Source organism: Crocinitomicaceae bacterium (genome assembly GCA_016708105.1).
In the GTDB taxonomy this organism is placed as follows: Bacteria; Bacteroidota; Bacteroidia; order Flavobacteriales_D; family Crocinitomicaceae; genus JADJGJ01.
The window spans coordinates 15,341-33,736 of the sequence record JADJGJ010000002.1; the positions used below are offsets into that span (position 1 = coordinate 15,341).

Genomic DNA, 18,396 nt, shown 5'->3' on the forward strand with positions numbered 1-18,396 from the left:
TGTAACTTTAGAATCTTCCAAAAAAAAAAATCTTATGAAAAAAATATTTACTCTGGTTGCGGTTTCGCTAGCATTGAGTTCTAACGCACAAGTACAAGTTGATGAGCGCAGCGTAAACATTGACGGCTCAAAAAATGGTTTTCTGATCACCATTCCTTACGCAAATGAAAAGCAAGTTGAAAATTCTCTCAAAGAAGAGTTAAAAGACTGGAAAGGAAAATACAGCACCAAAGGATACATTTTTGTTGATGATTGTTCAATCAAAGACATGGGCCCAAATTCATTTGATGTATACGCAATGATTGAAGCAAACGCTGAAGGTGGATGCAATGTGTCTATTGCCATTGATTTGGGAGGTGCTTTTATGAGTTCAGGTGAACACGGACAACAATTCAGTTACATGAAAGACAGGCTGACTAAATTTGGGGTAAAAGCCGCAAAAGCCGCCGTGGATGATGAAATCAAAGCGGCTGAAGAAGTGCTTAAACAAAAACAAAAAGAACTGGCTGACCTGGAATCAGATCAGGCGAAAAAAGAAAAAGAGATTGAAGATTACAAAGCGAAAATTGCTGAAAATGAAAAACTGATTGAAGAGTCAAAGAAAAATCAGGAATCTAAAAAAGCAGAGATCAAAGAGCAAGAAGGGGTAGTTAGCGGAATTCAAGCTAAAAAAGAAGCGATTAAATAGTACTTCGTTTTCAAAATGATACTTTTGTGGCCGGTTGTCAATTGATGACCGGCTTTTTTTATTCAGTCAACATTAAAATATCAGGTTTTCCTTCACTTCATTGTTCTCATTTGGGGTTTTACCGGCATATTGGGCAGTTTGATCAATTTAAACGCCAATGAAATTACTTTTTTCAGAACGGGCATAGCATTTCTTTCTATGCTCATTATGGGATTAATAGTGCGTGAGAAAAAATTTGTTAGCCCAAAGCAAGCCCTGTGGTTATTAGGTACCGGTGTGATTGTGGGATTACATTGGGTCACTTTTTTTCTTGCAATAAAAATCAGTACGGTATCCATTGCCGTGGTGTGTATGTCTGCCGCTACCTTGTTTACCTCTTTTCTTGAACCACTCATTTTTAAGCGGCGTTATTTTTTCAGTGAATTCATTTTAAGTATTGCCGTGTCAGCAGGTGTTATGGTGATTTTTGGTTTTGAAACCTCTTATACACTGGGCATTCTCATTGGTTTATTGTCAGCCTTTTTCTCAGCACTTTTTAATGTGCTTAACGGCCTATATGTAAAAACCATGTCATCACGCATTATTACGCAATATGAAATGCTGGGTGGTTTTTTAACCGCCACCGTTTTCCTGCTTTATAACGGAGAACTCACAAAAGAAACTTTTGCTGTAGCAGGTATTGATTGGGTTTATCTCATTATTCTGGCAACTATTTGTACCACGTTTGCTTTTATGGCAAGTATCTGGGTTATGAAATTTGTAACCCCATTTACCGTGAGTATCAGCGTAAACCTTGAGCCGGTGTATACCATTATTATTGCCTTGATACTAGACTATGTAAACCAAACCAACAAAGAAAAAATGAGTGATGGTTTCTACCTTGGAGGGGCAATTATCATACTGGCTATACTGGTTCACGCATGGATTAAAACAAAAAAAAGCCGCAATAATCTCTTAGCCTAAATTAATTATCAGTATCTTAATGCCCCAATTGCGTAAAAGCAATAGATTTGCAAAAAATTAAAACCAGAAAAACCAATTCCCTTATGACAAAGAAAAAGCTACTTGTACCTTATGATTTTTCTGAGGTTGCCGACAGTGCTTTTGAGCATGCACTGGTAACCGCAAAAGCAGTTGATGCTGAGGTTCACATTCTTCATGTTGTTGCTAAAAAAGAAGCAGTGCGTGAAGTAAAAGAAAAATTGGATAAAGCCATCCAAAAAGCAAAAAGCGTTTCACGTGTTCAAGGCATTGAGGTGGTGGATCATGTGCGTGTTGGAAACATTTTTGATGATATTTCTGACTTCGCTTTAGAGATTGGAGCTGAACTTATTTTTATGGGCACACACGGTGCTCATGGTTGGCAACACATCACCGGAAGCCATGCGTTGAAAGTGGTAACCAATTCGCCTACACCGTTTGTAATTGTTCAAGAAAGTAAAATTGATGTGAAAGGATACAACGATATCGTAGTACCTCTTGATCTTGAAAAAGAAACAAAACAAAAACTCACGCTGGTAGCTAACATGGCTAAATATTTCAACTCGCGCGTGCATGTTATCATTCCTGATGAAACAGATGAGTACTTGAAACACACCATTCGTGCAAACATTGTTTTTGCAAATAAGTATTTTGGTGACCGCGGCATTGAGTGTACTACTACGCTTGCCCCTGCCAGCGGATTTGAAAAAGAAGTGGTAAAACATGCCGTAAAAGTAGGAGGTGATTTAATTGCTATCATGAATACTCAAAAAAACCAACTATTTGGTGCGCTTGGTGCAAATCATGAGCAATATATTATCACCAATGAAGCGTTGATTCCAACATTGATTTTGAATCCAATCAATGCTTCTAATGCATATCAAGCAATCTTTACCTAGTCATTAAACAATTTCAAAAAATTTCTGACGAAGAAATGATATAGAATCCGGCTCAAAACGCCGGATTTTTTTTATTTCAGAAGAGTGAAGTACAAATTAATTTTCATCATGAAAGCAATTTATTTAAAACAACATGCCGGTGCCAAACAGGCTTTTGAATACCGTGAAGCGCCAATGCCAACTTGCGCTGATGATGAGGTGCTGATTGAGGTATCATGCTTTGGACTTAACTATGCTGAAATAATGGCCCGCAATGGTTTGTATGGTGATGCACCGGCCTTGCCTTTTATTCCCGGTTATGAAGTGGCAGGTAAAATTTGTGCTGTCGGCAATGAAATGAATCAACATTTAGTGGGTAAAAATGTAATTGCTTTTACTCGTTTTGGTGGTTATGCACAATACACGCTTACCAAAGCAAACGCTTGCTTAGAAACAGGGACTCATGATGCGGCTGAGTTGTGTTGTTTAGCGGTTCAATATGCCACGGCTTGGTATATGGCCGATTATACTACTCAACTGCGAAAGGGAGATAAAGTATTGATTCACGCCGGGGCAGGCGGGGTTGGCACAGCCCTGATACAACTATGTAAGTTAGCAGGGGCAACAATTTATGCTATTGGCGGCAATCATGAAAAAGAGGAATACATGCGCAATCAGGGGGCTGATTTTGTATTGAATCATCAAACGGCAAACTATGCTGAGGTGTGGAAAGATGAATTGTTTGATGTCATTTTTAATCCCGTGGGCGGAAGCACATTTAAACAAGATAAAAAATTATTGCGCGCCGGCGGACGCTTGATTATGTATGGCGCATCAGAACGTAAAGCCGGTTTCAAATTCTGGAACGGTATAAAATTTTTGCGCAAGATGGGATTTTTATTGCCCATTCTTTTGGTGAGAGACTCTGTTTCATTAATGGGGGTCAACATGATTCGTATTGCAGATCAAAAGCCTGAAGTATTGGCAACTTGTCTTCATGAAGTGTACAAATTATATGAGGCGGGTAAAATTAAACCTCATGTTGGCGCACGCTTTGCATTCACTGAAATTGCTGAGGCGCATACATTCCTTGAAAGCCGAAAATCAATTGGCAAGGTTGTTGTAATGGTGCAGAAGTGAAAAAAATTAAATTATCTTTATTCAGTTAAAATGAAATAGTGTATCGTGCATTTGACACAAAGTCAATTTCTCAATAAATCTCCGAGATAATATTTGTGTAAGATGCTGAAAAAATAATAAAATGATCTCCATGAAAAGAACCTTACTTTTGTTAGCTGCCGGAATTACGTCAACCGTAATGGCACAAAATATCAATGACAACAAAGTGTCATTCACGTACATTCAATTACCAACTAACCCAATTGCATCTCAATACACGCAGTTTGAAATTTCAGTGATCAAATCATTTGAGAAAAGCAATGAAGATAGCTTAATGGCCTACCAGATGAAACTGGACAATGCCAATACCCAATATGACAGTCAACTCAATGTGTGGAAAGAGCAGAAAAAAAATCTTGATCGCAACTATTTGATGCAAATGGCAAATTGGGAGAAGAGTACGAATGCGGGTACGGTAAGTGCTGCGCCTGCTGCGCCTGTATATCCGGCTCAGCCGGTGAAGTTAGATGTTGTTCAACCAAATTTACATGAAGATTTGCCGGTTGATCAGGTAAACAATATGATTACTATTGATGGTTTTAGCAAAGGCAGCGGTGGCGCAAAAGTTACGCTTGACTTTAAAGGTATAGGCGGAATTAAAATTGTAGAAACTAAAAGCGGTAGTGGTACTTCAACCAAATATTCTTACCGCGCTGAATACACCATGCCGGTTGAATTGAAAGTAGAAACCCCTTCTCAGGGAGTTATTCTAAACACGATTATTTTGAATGAAGTACGATCATATCCACTGAAAGATTACGCCAGCAAATATGAATTCCAGTTGTGGTATCTTGACAGTCAAACACAATTTTGGAGTGAATTACAAAAGCACGCACGCAGCGTTGCCTTAGCTGAAATTACTGCCTATCTCAATAATGCTTGCGGATATCCAACCCGTACCTGGAATACTGAAGTGTACTCTGTAAAAAGTCATAAAGATTTCAATTATGATGACCTTACTAATGGATATACCATTGCAAAACAAGGGTACGATTTAATTTATCAAACACGTGATCGCAAGAATGCTCACGGCAAATTAAATGAGGCAATTGGTATTTGGAAACAGGCCTTAACTGAAAGCAACATGAATGATAACAAAGCGCGCATCAATGATAAAATTACTGCCATGTTGTATTACAATATTGCTGAGGCATACATGTGGATGAGCAATTATGATGAAGCTGAGGTAAACATCAACAAGTGCATTGCCACCAATGAAATGAAATTTAAAGGTGAAGCAAAAGAACTTCAAGGACAACTTAACGATCATAAATTGCGTTGGAAAGCCAATTTTTAAGTTAGTTCTTCACCAAGTTCAAGGGGCAGACTGTGACAAAGAGTGCACCTAATTTTCAGGTTAGATTGATCATGCCATGAAAAGATTTTCGTTTTGGTTAGCCTGTGTGGGATGGGTTGTCTTATTTATTTCCTGACTTGTCCCTTTTAGTGCGGTAGATTTAATTTTGCAATAAGCTCCGTCATTTTCTGAGATGGGTTTGCCTTTATAGTTACAGTTTTTTGCGTGATCAGATTCAATATTTCTCCATCAACGATTTTTTTTGACTCGTCTATAAATTTTCTTATTGAGATACCTGTTTTTAGTTCTATGTGTTTTGATATCACTAATGCAATAAAACAAATGAGCATATGAAGTTTGATGGGATCTTCCTTAAAATGAAAAATTGGTCTTGTTTGTAGGTCGTTTTTTGATATTCTGAAGGCTTGTTCAATTTTATAAAGTTCATGGTAGCGCTCTATTATTGTTTTGTCGTCAGCCGTTGATTCTTCAATGTTCGTATAATATCCTTTTATCCCTAGAAGTTTGCGAGTTTTCTCAATTAGAATTTCATTGAGTTCAATTTGCTGATTTTTTGTTTGGGTGAATTTTAATTTTTTAGTTTTTGACGGCTTTGCAATAACTTGTTTTGCTTTGTCTATTTGTTTTTCCATTTCATGCTTATCCTTACGGTATCTGACATCTGAATAACTGCAAATCAAATATCCATTATCGGTTTTAATGCGTATGCTTTTTCCGTTTTCTCTGTTGATATTTTTGTCAATGGTGTCGAGCATAGTTGCGGAGACGTTTGCGAGTCTTGCCCCACGATGTAGTTGATGTTGTTCTGGATTAATTGTTGTACATTTTCTGAACTGATCATTGCAGCATCTGCTACAACGGTGAAGTTTTGTACACCATTTCTTTTAATAAAATCATTAATAACCGGGATGATTGTGTGACCTTCAAAAGTATTACCCGAAAACACTTCATACGACACGGGAAAACCCTCTTTACTCACCATCAGCGCAATGAGTATCTGAGGCTGTTGAGATTTGTTGTCTTTTGAAAAGCCATTCATTCGCAACTCATCTTCTTTAAATGTCTCAAAATAAAGTGTGGTTACATCATAAAACAGAATGTCATAGTTGAATGAGTAATACCTTCTAGCGAAGTCAACAACTTTTTTTTCTACTTTTTTCTTCAAGTTGATGCACTCTGGGGCAATCTTGTAATATGTCTTGCGACTATGGCTGATACCAAAGAACAGTTTGATCAACTCTAAGGAACGAAGTTTGGATGCCGGTTCAAATATTCTAATGGTAACCAAATCATTTAACAACGAGGGAAAATCATTTAGTTTAAGAGTGTCTTGTATCGCTCTAATTTGTTTGTAAAAAAAATGGTATTTGATGCCAACAAAAGTGCTGTGATTAAGATGCAACAATTTGTTGGGATTTTCATCCGGAAAAATTGAAGTTTGCATCGTGGAATTTTTTATCCACTCCTCTGCCATTTTCATTAACTCAACAAATTCATCCGCTGTATGTGCAGAACCCATGTGTTGTATTACTTTCCTCTTGTTATTCTCGTAACGAACTACTTGAACAGCCCTTGCCATAGAGGCCGTTTTTACAACCCTTATTTTCATTCAAAAATCAGCATTAGTGCGGTAAATTTAGCCTTTTTTAAAACACCTCGTTTGATTATGAGGGAGTTAGCTCCGCACTAAATTTGGTGGGGACAAGTCAGGAGTGCACCTAATTTTCAGGTTAGATTGATCATGCCATGAAAAGATTTTCGTTTTGGTTAGCCTGTGTGGGATGGGTTGTCTTATTTATTTCACATGTACTTTCGTTGCTGAAATTTGATGTAACAGCTCATTTTTCATATATCTGGATTTTTGTTTTGCTTTTATTTGTGGTGTGGTGGCCAACCGTAATGGAATTAAAAAGCAGGAGAAAATTCCAACAACATAAAGGATCTTCAACAAGTCTCGGTAACTATTATCATAACCTATTTGATCAAACACCGCGCTGGTTGAGAGTTGTTGCAATTGGTGGATTTTTCTACGCATTTATAAATTTTTTTCTGGCAGGCTACATGCTGCAAGGTTCACCTGAAATCAAAGATGGTTTATTTGTATTGACAGATCATGGAAAGATTATCAGAAATATTTCTGTGCAAGAATTTCATTACTTCAAATCGTATGCAAATCGTATGCAAACAGGACACTTTTTGGTTTTTTATGGAATGGCTGTTGCTATTTTGTATCCCTACCGCATGAGATCTAGATGATACCCTTAATATTCTGTAGGCGCAGGTCGAGACCTGCGCCTACAGAACGATCACTTATTGCAACGCGCCTAGTTTTATTCAATTGCTCATTTTGCGATGATTGCGGAGACTAATTTTTATACAGAGTGTTGTTTTGATGTTCATCATTTTAAGTAGGCCAACGCAGACGATCAAAAATTGTTAAACAGCATCATGAAATTTTATTGGCGCTTGACACATAGGATTTTTTGCAATACATTCACTTGAAAATCTAATCCAAAAGTTTATGAAAAAGATATTTTTTATCACTCTTTGTATTCCTTTTATCGGGTGTACAAATAATCAAATTCATGTTGAGCAAGATCCGGTTGACTCCTTAGAACAAGAAATTACTGAATCAGAATCAGAAGAGATTCATGATAATTTACCCGATGGCTGGTTCAAGTCAGGTGATGAACCCAACAATTTTGAAATGGGTGTAGATTCTGCAGTGTTTAAGTCAGGGAATAATTCAGCCTACATTGAATCAAAGAGAGATATTATTTTAAGTTTTTCTACCATGATGCAAACAAGCTCAGCAAAAAAATATGTGGGTAAACGCATAAAAATGTCAGGATATTTAAAAACAGAAAATGTGAAAAGCTGGGCAGGTATGTGGTTGCGCATTGATCCTGAAGACGGAGGCAAAGCGCTTGGATTTGACAACATGGAAAATCGTTCATTAAAGGGTGATACGGATTGGAGCTTGTGTGAAATTGTTCTTGATGTTCCTGAAAAAAGTTATACACTGAATTATGGTGTTCTGTTAAACGGCAAAGGCAAAGTATGGTTTGATGATCTGAAATTTGAGGAAGTTGATCAAAGTGTTCCAACAACTGAAATAACTTATCTCACTTCAAAAAATGTATTGGATGATGCGCAAAACATGAATTTTGAAGAGTGATTAAAATTGTTCAGGTCATAAAAAAACATTTCATTAATAGCTAGTTCACAACCTGAAATTGAAGCCGAATTTTTCAAGACATGGATGGGTGATCACGAACAGGTTGATGATGTATTGGTAATTGGTGTTCGGGTGTAATTATTTAATTGCTGTCTGATCATTTACCTTGAGATTTGATTTCTTAAATCTCTTTTGAAAAATTAAAAAGTAGATGATGAAATAAATGGAAAATACGACTAAATAAATCATCAGAGCTTTGGTATTGAAAGGTATTCCTCTGTTTAAAAAAGCACCGTAACATAAAAACATTAACCAGATGGCAGCCAAAATACTAAGCGCTGTGTTGAAAGAATGCTTTGCTTTAAGAAAATAAAGACCAGACCATAAGTAGGCTGAGAAGCCGCCTGTTCCAAATATTAAAAGAATATTGCCACCACTCCAGTGCAGCGCTTTAAAAATAAAGTAAAGTACAACCGGAATAAACCAGAGAATGACTACGCGAACTTTAAAATAATTTCGTTCTACTTGTAATTTTGAAGATGTGTCAAGAATTTCCATACTGAGTTAAAAAAGCAAATCACCTCACCAATGAAAAATGTCCGCGAATTTCATACGGCAATCCATCTAACTGGTCAATGTATTTGATGTAATAGGTGTATACACCAATGGGTGCAGGTTTTCCGCTAATAAAACCATCCCATGACGCTGTTTCAGAAGTTGAGTTTAAAACTAATTGCCCCAGCGATCATACACCCAAATTTCATACGCTTCAGTATCATAAACAACCGGTTGCCAACTATCATTTTTTCCGTCACCGTTGGGTGAAAAAGCGTTCGGAACAAATACTGATGTAAACGGAATAATATATATTGTTTGCCAGCTGGTATCAGGACAACCATATTCATTCAGCACAACTTGGTAGGGATAGTGATAACCTGATTCAACATACGAATGCCAAACAGGAGATTCAGTGGATGTATATCCATCTGTAAAATAAAATGTTTGACTCACGCCGTTGGATGATAAATCAGTAAAATAGAAATTGGGATAAAACACAGTTGCTTCAGTTGGGCTCACGCTGAATAATGAAGTTGGACTTGGAAATACTTGTAAATAATCATCCATAAAAATGGACAAGGTATCAACACAACCTGAGGTGGTCCAAATGGTAAGGGTGATGTCATACACACCGGGTTCACTATACAAATGTTCAGGTTCAGCAAGATTTGAAATTGCACTTCCATCACCAAAATCCCATTCGTAATAAATAGTTGTCAATGCAAATGATGTGTCATCAAATTGTGCAAGATATGGTGCGCAGTGTAAACCGGGCGGCAACTGAAAACCAATTTCAGGTTCTGCATAAACCAGCACAGAATCAGTTATGGACTCTTCACACGTTTCATAATAAATAGTAAAACTTACTTGCTGATATCCGTAATCATCATACACCACGTTGAGTACATCTTCAGTTGCTGCGCTAGTAGGTGTAGCGCCTGATCCAAAATCCCATTGAAAGGTTGTGCCTATTGCGGGGTATTGTCCTTGTCCAAAAAAATCAAAACTATTGCCTGTGATGCATTGTGGAGATGGCACTGAAAATTCAGGATAAATATCTTCATACACCGTGAACGATTGTATGGTGGTATCAGAACACGGCGCACCACTTGGATTAACAACCAGCATCACATCATACGTACCAGCTGACGGAAATGTATAAGTTGGTTCAAATTGTGTACTTACATCGGTGGCAATACCGGGTACACCAAAATCCCAAACATAATCAGTGCCGTTAAAACTTGCGTTGTCAAAAGTTATAGTCAGTCCGTCACAAAATGAAGTGAAGCCGGGCATGCTTGTTTGAGGGGTAATATTTGCCTGCAATAAAAAATTACAATTCAATACCTGAAATATAAAATCGCGAATATTGGTGCTGAGTAAAACACCATCACGATATTCTTGCACGCAAACCCCTACAGCAAAAAAACCGGGTACAGGTGGAGTGGCAGTGAGTAAACCGGTTTGAGAATTTATATTAATTGAGCCGCCTCCAAATGGATTCGTTGGATTGATACCGGGCACCCAGGCAATAGGGGTATAAGGTGGAGCCGTTGCCGGAACGGGGCTTGGGCATGTGGCACAATTGGCCGGAAAAAGTGTTGTGCCTCCACCTTGATACGGTGTGCATAGTGAATAGACCAAACTATCCCCGTCCGGGTCAGTTGCTGAATGATCAAATACCAATTCTTCATTTGCGCATAAAAGCAAAGGCGGATAATTATTGAAGCGCGGTGAACTGTTGCATGTAGCTGTTGCAGGTGGCGGTATGTCAATTGTCAGTGTGATTCCTTGTGTGTCCGGATTTGTCAAATTTTGTGTGCCTGCCGTTCTGCAACATTTCTGATAGGATATGGTGTACCCTGATGCTGATGGCGGCAATGTTACCGTTTTGGTATAAATGGCTTGCTCAACGCAAATGCCGGGCGGAATTGAAACGCAGGGATTATTAAAAACTACATCCAACAAAACCGGGGTAGGCATGGGTATAGTGTACTCATATAAGATTGCACCTACTCCGTTGAATACCGTCACGGGTAGGTCTGTATCATAAGGTGTGGTTGAATTGCAATCTCTATAAATTTTAAACGTAATGGTGTAGGTAGTGCCGCCCAAGCAATCATAATAAACTTCACCCCCTACAATATGTGATGCTCTCACATGGTGTAAGTTTAGCAGCAAACATAATATGACAAGCCATTTATTCAGATAGCTCAAATTTAATAAATCCATTAAGAGCAACGCGTACTCTCCTTGATCATAACGTCATGAAGCCTGCAATGGTGGGCTGTTCTGTTGTCAAATCTTTTGAATATGGTGTACTTATCTAATATTATTTTAATGATAATTCTTGATTCAAATCATTTTTATTTCTTACCTTCAACAATAGCTTTGCACCCCTGCAAATTGCAGATAATCAATTCAAAGTAGCTGTGAGTAAGTCTAATTCATATCAAACAGTCAGTAAGCAAGGATTGCAAAAAATGGATATTACACCTGAAGAAAAGATTGTTTTACTAGAAAAAAGAATTGCTGAATTAGAAAAAAATCATGCGCTTGATGAAGAGGACAGCATGAAATATCGTTCTCTTTTTGAAATGTCAGATGATGCTCTTTTGGTAATTGAAAATAACACCTTTGTTGATTGTAATGAGGCTGTTGTGAAAATGCTTGGCTATAAAACCAGAGAAGAATTGTTGAACACTCACCCTTCAGAACTTTCGCCTGAAAAACAACCTGACGGCAGATTCTCGTATGAAAAAGCGCAGGAAATGATTGATTTAGCAATAAAAAACGGCAGTCATCATTTTGAGTGGATACATACCAGAGCCAATGGTGAAAATTTTCCGGTTGAAGTTTGGTTGTCAAAAGTTGAATACAAAGACAAAGTACTCATCAATACCATTTGGCGAGATTTAACTCAGAAGAAAAAAGCGGAGCAAACCATTTTGAAAAATATTGAAGAGAAGGAAATTCTGCTTAAAGAAATACATCACCGGGTAAAAAACAATTTGCAAATCATTATCTCTTTACTCAATTTGCAAGCAAACAGTACGAATGACAGCAAGGTGCGCACGCTTCTTTATCAAAGTAAATCACGCATTGAAGCTATGTGTAAAGTACACCAGATGTTGTATGGTTCAAGTAATTTATCAAGCATCAATTACGCAGATTATCTGAAAGAATTGCTGCGCGAATTATTTATCAATACCGTGCATGATACCAAATCAATTTCTTTAGAAATTAAATCTGAAAATCTTTTTCTAAATATCAATACAGCCATTCCGCTTGGTTTGATGATCAATGAATTTGTTACCAATTCGCTCAAATACGCTTTTCCTGATCAGAAGGGAAAAATTGTCATTGAATTTTCTCCATTGGCAAGCAAACGATATTTGCTCAATTATGCAGATAACGGAGTGGGGTATCCAGCTGAAAAAAATTTCGACAATACATCAACCTTGGGCTTTCAATTAATATCAAGTCTTACTGAACAACTCAACGGAAAACTGGAAAGAGATTTAACCGTTAAAGGAACCCGTTATAGCCTTGAGTTTGATTTACTCTAAATTAGAAATATTTCGTTCCTGAAGTGCATGGCACTTATCTCACCAAACTAAAATGACCTCGTATTTCATCAGGTAATCCGGTGTCGTGATCAACGTATTTGATGTAATAGGTATACACACCTACAGGTGATGCTTTTCCATTCATGGTGCCATCCCAGCTTGCGTTTTCATCAGTGCTGTTTAAAATGAGTTGTCCCCACCGATCATAGACCCAAATTTCATAAAACTCAGTATCATAAATCACCGGTTGCCATACATCATTTCGTCCGTCACCATTTGGCGTAAATGCGTTTGGAACAAAGATGGTAGTGAATGGTATCACGTATAAACTCTGCCAACTGGTATCAGGACAACCATACTGATTAATGACAACCTGATAAGGATAATGCCAACCTGATTCTACAAATGAATGCCAGACAAAACGTTCTGATGTCATTTCACCATCGGTAAAATAATAATAGTGTTGTTGGCTGTCTTGTGATTGATCTGAAAAATAAAAATGCGGATTAAACACGGTGGCTTCGGTTGGGCTAACCGTAAATTGTGAAACCGGACTTGGAAAAACTTCTATTAAACCGGGCTGAAAAAGTGTGAGTGTATCAATGCATCCCGCATCTGTCCATATAGTAAGCGTCACGTCATAAACACCGGGTGTAGGATACAAATGCGTAGGATTTTGAAGTGGAGATAAATCTGATCCATCGCCAAAATTCCACTGATAATAAATTTGCGTATGAGCGAATGATGTGTCAATAAATTCAGCAAGATAAGGCGCACACATCAACTCATCTTCAATATAAAATCCAATCTCAGGTTCAGCGTAAACAAATACAGAATCAGTGTAAGAAATTTCGCACACATCATAAAAAACAGTGTACGTAACAGGGCGATATCCATACTCTGTAAAAATCACGTTGCTGACATCTTCAGTGAATGCCGAATCAGGATTTGTAGTTAATCCAAATTCCCATAAAAAACTAGTACCAGCAGCCGGATACAAGCCTTGCCCGTTGAAATTAAAATTATTGGTAGTAATGCATTGTGGAGAAGGCGGTACAAAGGAGGCCGTGATTTCTTCATTAATAATAAATGTTTCTACACTGGTGTCAGTGCATGGCCATCCTGGATTTACAACAAGCATCACGTTGTATGTTCCCGGTCCGGGAAAGGTATAACTTGGTTCAAATGCTGTACTGATATCCGTTGTAATACCGGGTACACCAAAATTCCATGAATAGTTTGTTCCTCCATAACTATTGTTTTCAAAATCAATGGTGAGACCTTGGCAGTACGACACAAATGTTGACATATCTACTTGCGGCACTACTTCAGCTTCCATGCTGATATCACAGTTCATTACTTTGAAAAGAAAATCGCGCACGGTGGTTGAGAGCAATACACCATTCCGATATTCTTTTGCCGCTACGCCAACCACGTATAAGCCCGGTACGGTTGGGGTGGCAACAAGTAATCCGGTAATAGGATTAAGCGAAATAGGCGCAGCGCCAAATGGTGCGGTTTGAGAATAACCTCCCGCCCATTGTACCGGCGTATACGGAGGCGCAGATGCAGGATTTGGTGCAGGCGCCAAACTGGTGCCTCCTTGCCATGGTTGAATTAATTCATACGCAATGGAATCACCATCAGGATCAGTTGCTGAATGATCAAATACTAATTCCTGATCAGCACAAAAAAGTAAGGGAGGATAATTATTGAAACGTGGTGAACTATTACAAATAGCATCAGCCGGTGGAGGGATTCGGATAGTTAGCGTGAGGCCTTGATCTTCGGGTGTTAAAAGATTAGTTACCGCCGGCCCGCGGCAACAACGTTGATAAGATAACACGTATCCATTAGAAGAAGGAGGCAATGTAACGACCGTTGTATAAATTGCTTCTTCAACACAAATACCTGAAGGAATATTTACGCAAGGGTTGCTAAAAACAACCGGTAAAACTGAACTGCCCGGAAAATTAATGTTGAATTGTGTGAGTTGTGTTGCGCTTCCGTTAAAAACGGTAACAGGTAGTGGGTCATCATACGCTGCGCCGGTTGAAGCACAATCACGATAAATCTTAAGCGTGACGCGGTATTGTGTGCCTCCAAGACAGTCGTAATACATTTCTCCACCTACAATGTGTGAAGCTTCAGCATAAATGGCAAATGCTGCTAAGAATATGAGTAAGAGGTTTTTCAACACCGCAGTAAAAGTAACGATTTTATAGCCGCTTTGTTTTCAAAGACGTGTTAAACGGTTGTTTTGTTGATTGAACTGCAAAAACTTTGCCGAAATCAACCGGTGTGTGCAGTTCAATTTATACTCTAAAACCAAATACTGAAATATCATCCAGTTGTTCCAGGTCTCCTTTCCATTGATCAAGATATTCAAGCAGCTTGTTTTCTTGTTCTACAATATCAAGCATTGACACGGAAAGCAGCATCTCTTTCAATACTTTTGATTTTAATTTTTTGCCCTTTGGTCCGCCAAATTGATCAGCATATCCATCGGTAAAAAGATAGATGACATCCGTTTTTTGCAATTCAAGTTTTTTCAAACTAAAGGGTTTTGCATCTTTATAATTTCCTACCGGTTGCTTGTCTGGCTCTAGTTCAATCAACTTACCGCCACGAACAATGCAAACGGCGTTGTTTGCACCGGCATAGTGCAAGGTAGTATTTGTTTCAGATCGCTTTATGGCAATCAGTGAAATGTCCATTCCGTCATTAACTTGTGAACTGTTCTGCTGAAAAGTTTCCAAAACAATTTCACGTGTTTTATCTAGAATTTTTTCGGGTGATGAAAGGGAGAATTCTCTCACCGCGCGATTCAATGCATTGTAGCAAACTACGCTCACCATGGCACCTGGCACACCATGTCCGGTACAGTCAGCTGATGCAAAGAATATCATTTTGTCTACCTCATGAATCCAATAAAAGTCTCCGGCTACTACATCTTTTGGTTTATAGAGAATGAAATTGTCAGGCAGTAATTTATCAATGGTTGATTTTGGAGGCAGAATAGCTTCTTGAATGCGTTTGGCGTAGTTGATGCTGTCGCGAATTTCTTTATGCGTTTCTTCAAGCAGTATATGTTGCTTTTCAATTTTTTCTTTTCGCATTTCTGCCTCAATTCTCTGCTCTTCAATGATGGTATTTTGCAATTGTAGTTCTTGATTTTTTTCATCAAGCTCTGCTGTGCGCTCCTTCACTTTTTGTTCTAATAATGCTTGCTTTTTTAGAAGTTGTTTAGTTCTTGTTTGAATAATAAATCTAAACACAACAAGCAGTATTAGCAGCATAATCAATCTTGCCCACCAAGTATGATACCATGGAGGCAAAATTTCAAATTCATATTTCAAAATATCACTTTCAGTGTTTGATTCTCCAATGGTTTTAACTTCAAAAGTGTATTTTCCATAAGATAGATTCCTATATTCTGCCCAATTCTCTTCTGAAGGGTTTGACCATGTTTCGTCTAGCCCAACCAAACGATAGGCAAATTGAGTTTTATCTGTATACCACCCATGGGTACTGAATATAAATGTAAGATGATTGATATCGCTTGGCAACACAAGTCTTGTTGGAATGTTTTCAAAAGCCACCGGCAGACTTATGTCTTCTCTGAAATTTGATAAACCCGGAAGCAAACTATCATAATCTACATTGTCTAAATGATTGTAGTCAATAAAATTCCCATTGAGTTTGATGGTTTCAATTCTTACGTCAGGTTTTTGTGGGGTTAAATCAAATGTTGTCAAATTTTTCATGATAACCCCTTTACCCGTTCCCAGCCAAATTCTATTATCAGAGTCTACGAGCACGCTGCGCGGAATAAAATCAGTGCTCAACAAACCATCAAAATGGTTGAAAATTTTCATTATATAATTATTAGGGTTGAAAATTTCGTCCGGTGTATTTTCTTTTTTCTGCAAGAATAAAATTCCATCTGCCGTCATAATCCAAATATTTTTATCATGATCTTCAGTCATTGATACAGCATTTATATCGGGCAATAAATTATTGTTTTGAAAAGATGAAATTGTGCGATTGTTTACCAATGAAATCCCTTTATTAGTCAACACCCAAATGGTTCCGTTGTGATCCGCATATAATGCGTTTACATGGTCAGATGCCAGGCCTTCGTTGGTTGTTAGGTGGGTAAAATATTCGCCGTCAAAAACGGTTATTCCTTCACCATCAGTAGCAATCCAAAGATTTTGTTTTTGATCAACAATGAGGTCGGTGATAATAAAATTCATGAGTCCGCTTGCTGCATTATAAACAGTGAACTGACCTTTGTTATTCATTTTTGAAAGGCCAACATTCCAAGCGCCAAACCACATTTCACCTGACTCTAGTTGTGCAATAGCCGTAATGTTGTGATCATGCATTCCCTGATGATTTGCAATATGTTTGAGGGAGTCACCTTTCAACCTGTACACGGCACCATTTAATTGAGAAAACCACAGGGCAGAATCATTGGTTTCTATAATTTCATAGATAGTTCCGCCAAAAGGCAATACAGCATCGTTGACAAAAAGTCTGTTCACTGAGGTGTCATTAAAAAACACAACCCCGCTTTCACTAGCCATGGCAATTAAACCAGAATTGGTTTCAATCATGGCGTGTACAACATTATCAGGTAATCCGGCAGATTTATCAAAGTATTGAAATGAGTTAGGATTATAGCGAGCAATGCCACCACCTGCTGTGCCAATCCAAATATTGCCGGCGGGGTCTTCATGAATTGAAGTAGCACTTTTTGAAGGTAATCCATCATCTTCATTCATCATGCGAATGGCGGTGCCATTCCACATGGCAATTCCTGAACCTGAGGCAAACCAAATATTTTTCATGCTGTCTTCATAGATGTTTCCTGTTGGTATACCGGGCGCGCCTCGTTCTATATTGTTCATCACGTATACTGAATCATCATCAATCCAAACAAAAGTATTCCAGTTACCCATCCACATTCGGTTTTGTGAATCACGTGTTATGCTGAGCAAGTAACCATCATTAAAACCGAATTTATTTCCATGGTGTTTGAGATATTTACCGTCAAAAATGAAAAGTCCCCAGCCGTTAGTTGCAATCCAAATATTTCCTTTTTCATCAGATTCTACATCGGTAACTCGTAATTCAGGTAGGCCATGCTCTTTGCTAAGCACGGCAAGTGAATCACCGTTTATTTTTACAACGCCTCCGCCCCAAATGGCTGCCCAAATATTTCCGCTTTTATCTTCAGTAAAACCTCCAATATAATTTGCCGGCAAACCACTTTCACGGGTATAAATTTCTAAGGTTGTACCGTTATATTTTGCCAGTCCGCCATATTGCGTTCCTATCCATAAATTTCCTTTTGAATCTTCAAATAGGGATGTCACTTTATTATCAGGTAGGCCTGAATTCGCATCATAATGCACTAGTGTAGTGCCATCATATCTAGACAAACCTCTTTCTGAACCAATCCAGAGAAATCCTTTTTTATCAAAGAGTAAACTGTATACATAACCTGAAGCCAAACCTGCTTCAGGGTTTAGATATTGCAAATCAAATCTTGCATTTTCTTTATGTCTTAATGATCCGGTATTAATACTGGCAGTATTTTTTAGGGTAACTCTATGCGGTTGAACTGCAATAAATTCAAAAGGCAGTAAAGTGTCTTCACCTGTTGCAATTACTCGCATGCTGTCAAAATATAATGGATAGACATCTACTTGAGGTGCGTAAGCCGATTCATGGCGTGGTATTTCAGCAATAGAGTAGGTGGCATCTCCAAAATGGGTCTTATCCAAATTATATAGATTGGTGTCTCTTAATCTGCCCTCAATTTTGAACGCAGTACCCGTATAAACAGTATCATCTGTTTTACTTATGAAGTAAGAAGTGTCTTCTTGGTTGTTATTCGTTGATTGATTTTCAGATATACCAACGTTATCTGAACAGCTTACAATAAACAGCGCTGCCAGCAGTATAAGAATACTACTAATGGATAGTCCTTTCATTTTGGGACTACTAAGATAAAAATCAAAATGATGCTCTAATCA

Annotated in this window: 14 protein-coding genes; 8 read left to right on the forward strand and 6 right to left on the reverse strand. The window is 38.1% G+C overall.

What is annotated here, in order from left to right:
* Positions 1-34 precede the first annotated feature (34 nt).
* The 5 genes from IPH66_11420 to IPH66_11440 all read left to right on the forward strand — a co-directional run bounded on the left by IPH66_11420 (position 35) and on the right by IPH66_11440 (position 5,023).
* Positions 35-688 carry a hypothetical protein gene (locus IPH66_11420; GenBank protein MBK7129956.1) on the forward strand — a complete coding sequence of 218 codons (654 nt, stop codon included), beginning with the start codon at positions 35-37 and terminating at the stop codon, positions 686-688.
* Between the two features lie 129 nt (positions 689-817).
* Positions 818-1,651: a DMT family transporter gene (locus tag IPH66_11425; protein MBK7129957.1), complete on the forward strand. Its 834-nt coding sequence runs from the start codon at positions 818-820 to the stop codon at positions 1,649-1,651.
* 83 nt (positions 1,652-1,734) lie between these two features.
* Positions 1,735-2,568: a universal stress protein gene (locus IPH66_11430; GenBank protein ID MBK7129958.1), complete on the forward strand. Its 834-nt coding sequence runs from the start codon at positions 1,735-1,737 to the stop codon at positions 2,566-2,568.
* Positions 2,569-2,676: 108 nt separating this feature from the next.
* Entirely contained in the window at positions 2,677-3,687 is a 1,011-nt protein-coding gene (locus IPH66_11435) for a zinc-binding dehydrogenase (protein MBK7129959.1), read from the forward strand.
* A 130-nt stretch (positions 3,688-3,817) separates the two neighbouring features.
* On the forward strand, positions 3,818-5,023 hold the full coding sequence (locus IPH66_11440) for a tetratricopeptide repeat protein (protein MBK7129960.1): 1,206 nt from the start codon (positions 3,818-3,820) through the stop codon (positions 5,021-5,023).
* A gap of 146 nt (positions 5,024-5,169) precedes the next feature.
* On the opposite strand, the gene IPH66_11445 is transcribed toward IPH66_11440, so the two are convergent.
* Together IPH66_11445 and IPH66_11450 are read right to left on the reverse strand one after the other, a co-directional pair.
* Positions 5,170-5,799 (reverse strand): transposase, encoded by a 630-nt coding sequence (locus IPH66_11445; protein ID MBK7129961.1) that lies wholly within the window; start codon positions 5,797-5,799, stop codon positions 5,170-5,172.
* Positions 5,721-6,623 carry an IS1634 family transposase gene (locus tag IPH66_11450; GenBank protein ID MBK7129962.1) on the reverse strand — a complete coding sequence of 301 codons (903 nt, stop codon included), beginning with the start codon at positions 6,621-6,623 and terminating at the stop codon, positions 5,721-5,723. The genes IPH66_11445 and IPH66_11450 overlap by 79 nt, the downstream gene beginning before the upstream one ends.
* 167 nt (positions 6,624-6,790) lie before the next feature.
* On the opposite strand from IPH66_11450, the gene IPH66_11455 reads away from it, so the two are divergent.
* Positions 6,791-7,300, forward strand: a complete 510-nt coding sequence (locus IPH66_11455) for a hypothetical protein (protein MBK7129963.1) — start codon at positions 6,791-6,793, stop codon at positions 7,298-7,300.
* A gap of 265 nt (positions 7,301-7,565) precedes the next feature.
* Positions 7,566-8,222 carry a hypothetical protein gene (locus tag IPH66_11460; GenBank protein MBK7129964.1) on the forward strand — a complete coding sequence of 219 codons (657 nt, stop codon included), beginning with the start codon at positions 7,566-7,568 and terminating at the stop codon, positions 8,220-8,222.
* A gap of 138 nt (positions 8,223-8,360) precedes the next feature.
* Here the strand turns inward: IPH66_11460 and IPH66_11465 are convergent, their stop codons facing one another.
* Together IPH66_11465 and IPH66_11470 are read right to left on the reverse strand one after the other, a co-directional pair.
* Positions 8,361-8,780, reverse strand: coding sequence for a hypothetical protein (locus IPH66_11465; protein MBK7129965.1), 420 nt, complete (start codon positions 8,778-8,780; stop codon positions 8,361-8,363).
* Between the two features lie 171 nt (positions 8,781-8,951).
* The gene (locus IPH66_11470) at positions 8,952-10,940 is read right to left on the reverse strand and encodes a PKD domain-containing protein (GenBank protein ID MBK7129966.1); all 1,989 of its coding nucleotides are present in this window, start codon (positions 10,938-10,940) and stop codon (positions 8,952-8,954) included.
* Positions 10,941-11,212: 272 nt separating this feature from the next.
* Between IPH66_11470 and IPH66_11475 the strand changes: the two genes are divergently transcribed.
* Positions 11,213-12,349, forward strand: a complete 1,137-nt coding sequence (locus tag IPH66_11475) for a PAS domain S-box protein (GenBank protein ID MBK7129967.1) — start codon at positions 11,213-11,215, stop codon at positions 12,347-12,349.
* A 34-nt stretch (positions 12,350-12,383) separates the two neighbouring features.
* Here IPH66_11475 and IPH66_11480 read toward each other — a convergent pair whose 3' ends face one another.
* Positions 12,384-14,549 (reverse strand): gliding motility-associated C-terminal domain-containing protein, encoded by a 2,166-nt coding sequence (locus IPH66_11480; protein MBK7129968.1) that lies wholly within the window; start codon positions 14,547-14,549, stop codon positions 12,384-12,386.
* Between the two features lie 115 nt (positions 14,550-14,664).
* Positions 14,665-18,354, reverse strand: a complete 3,690-nt coding sequence (locus tag IPH66_11485; GenBank protein ID MBK7129969.1) for a SpoIIE family protein phosphatase — start codon at positions 18,352-18,354, stop codon at positions 14,665-14,667.
* Between the last annotated feature and the right edge of the window lie 42 nt (positions 18,355-18,396).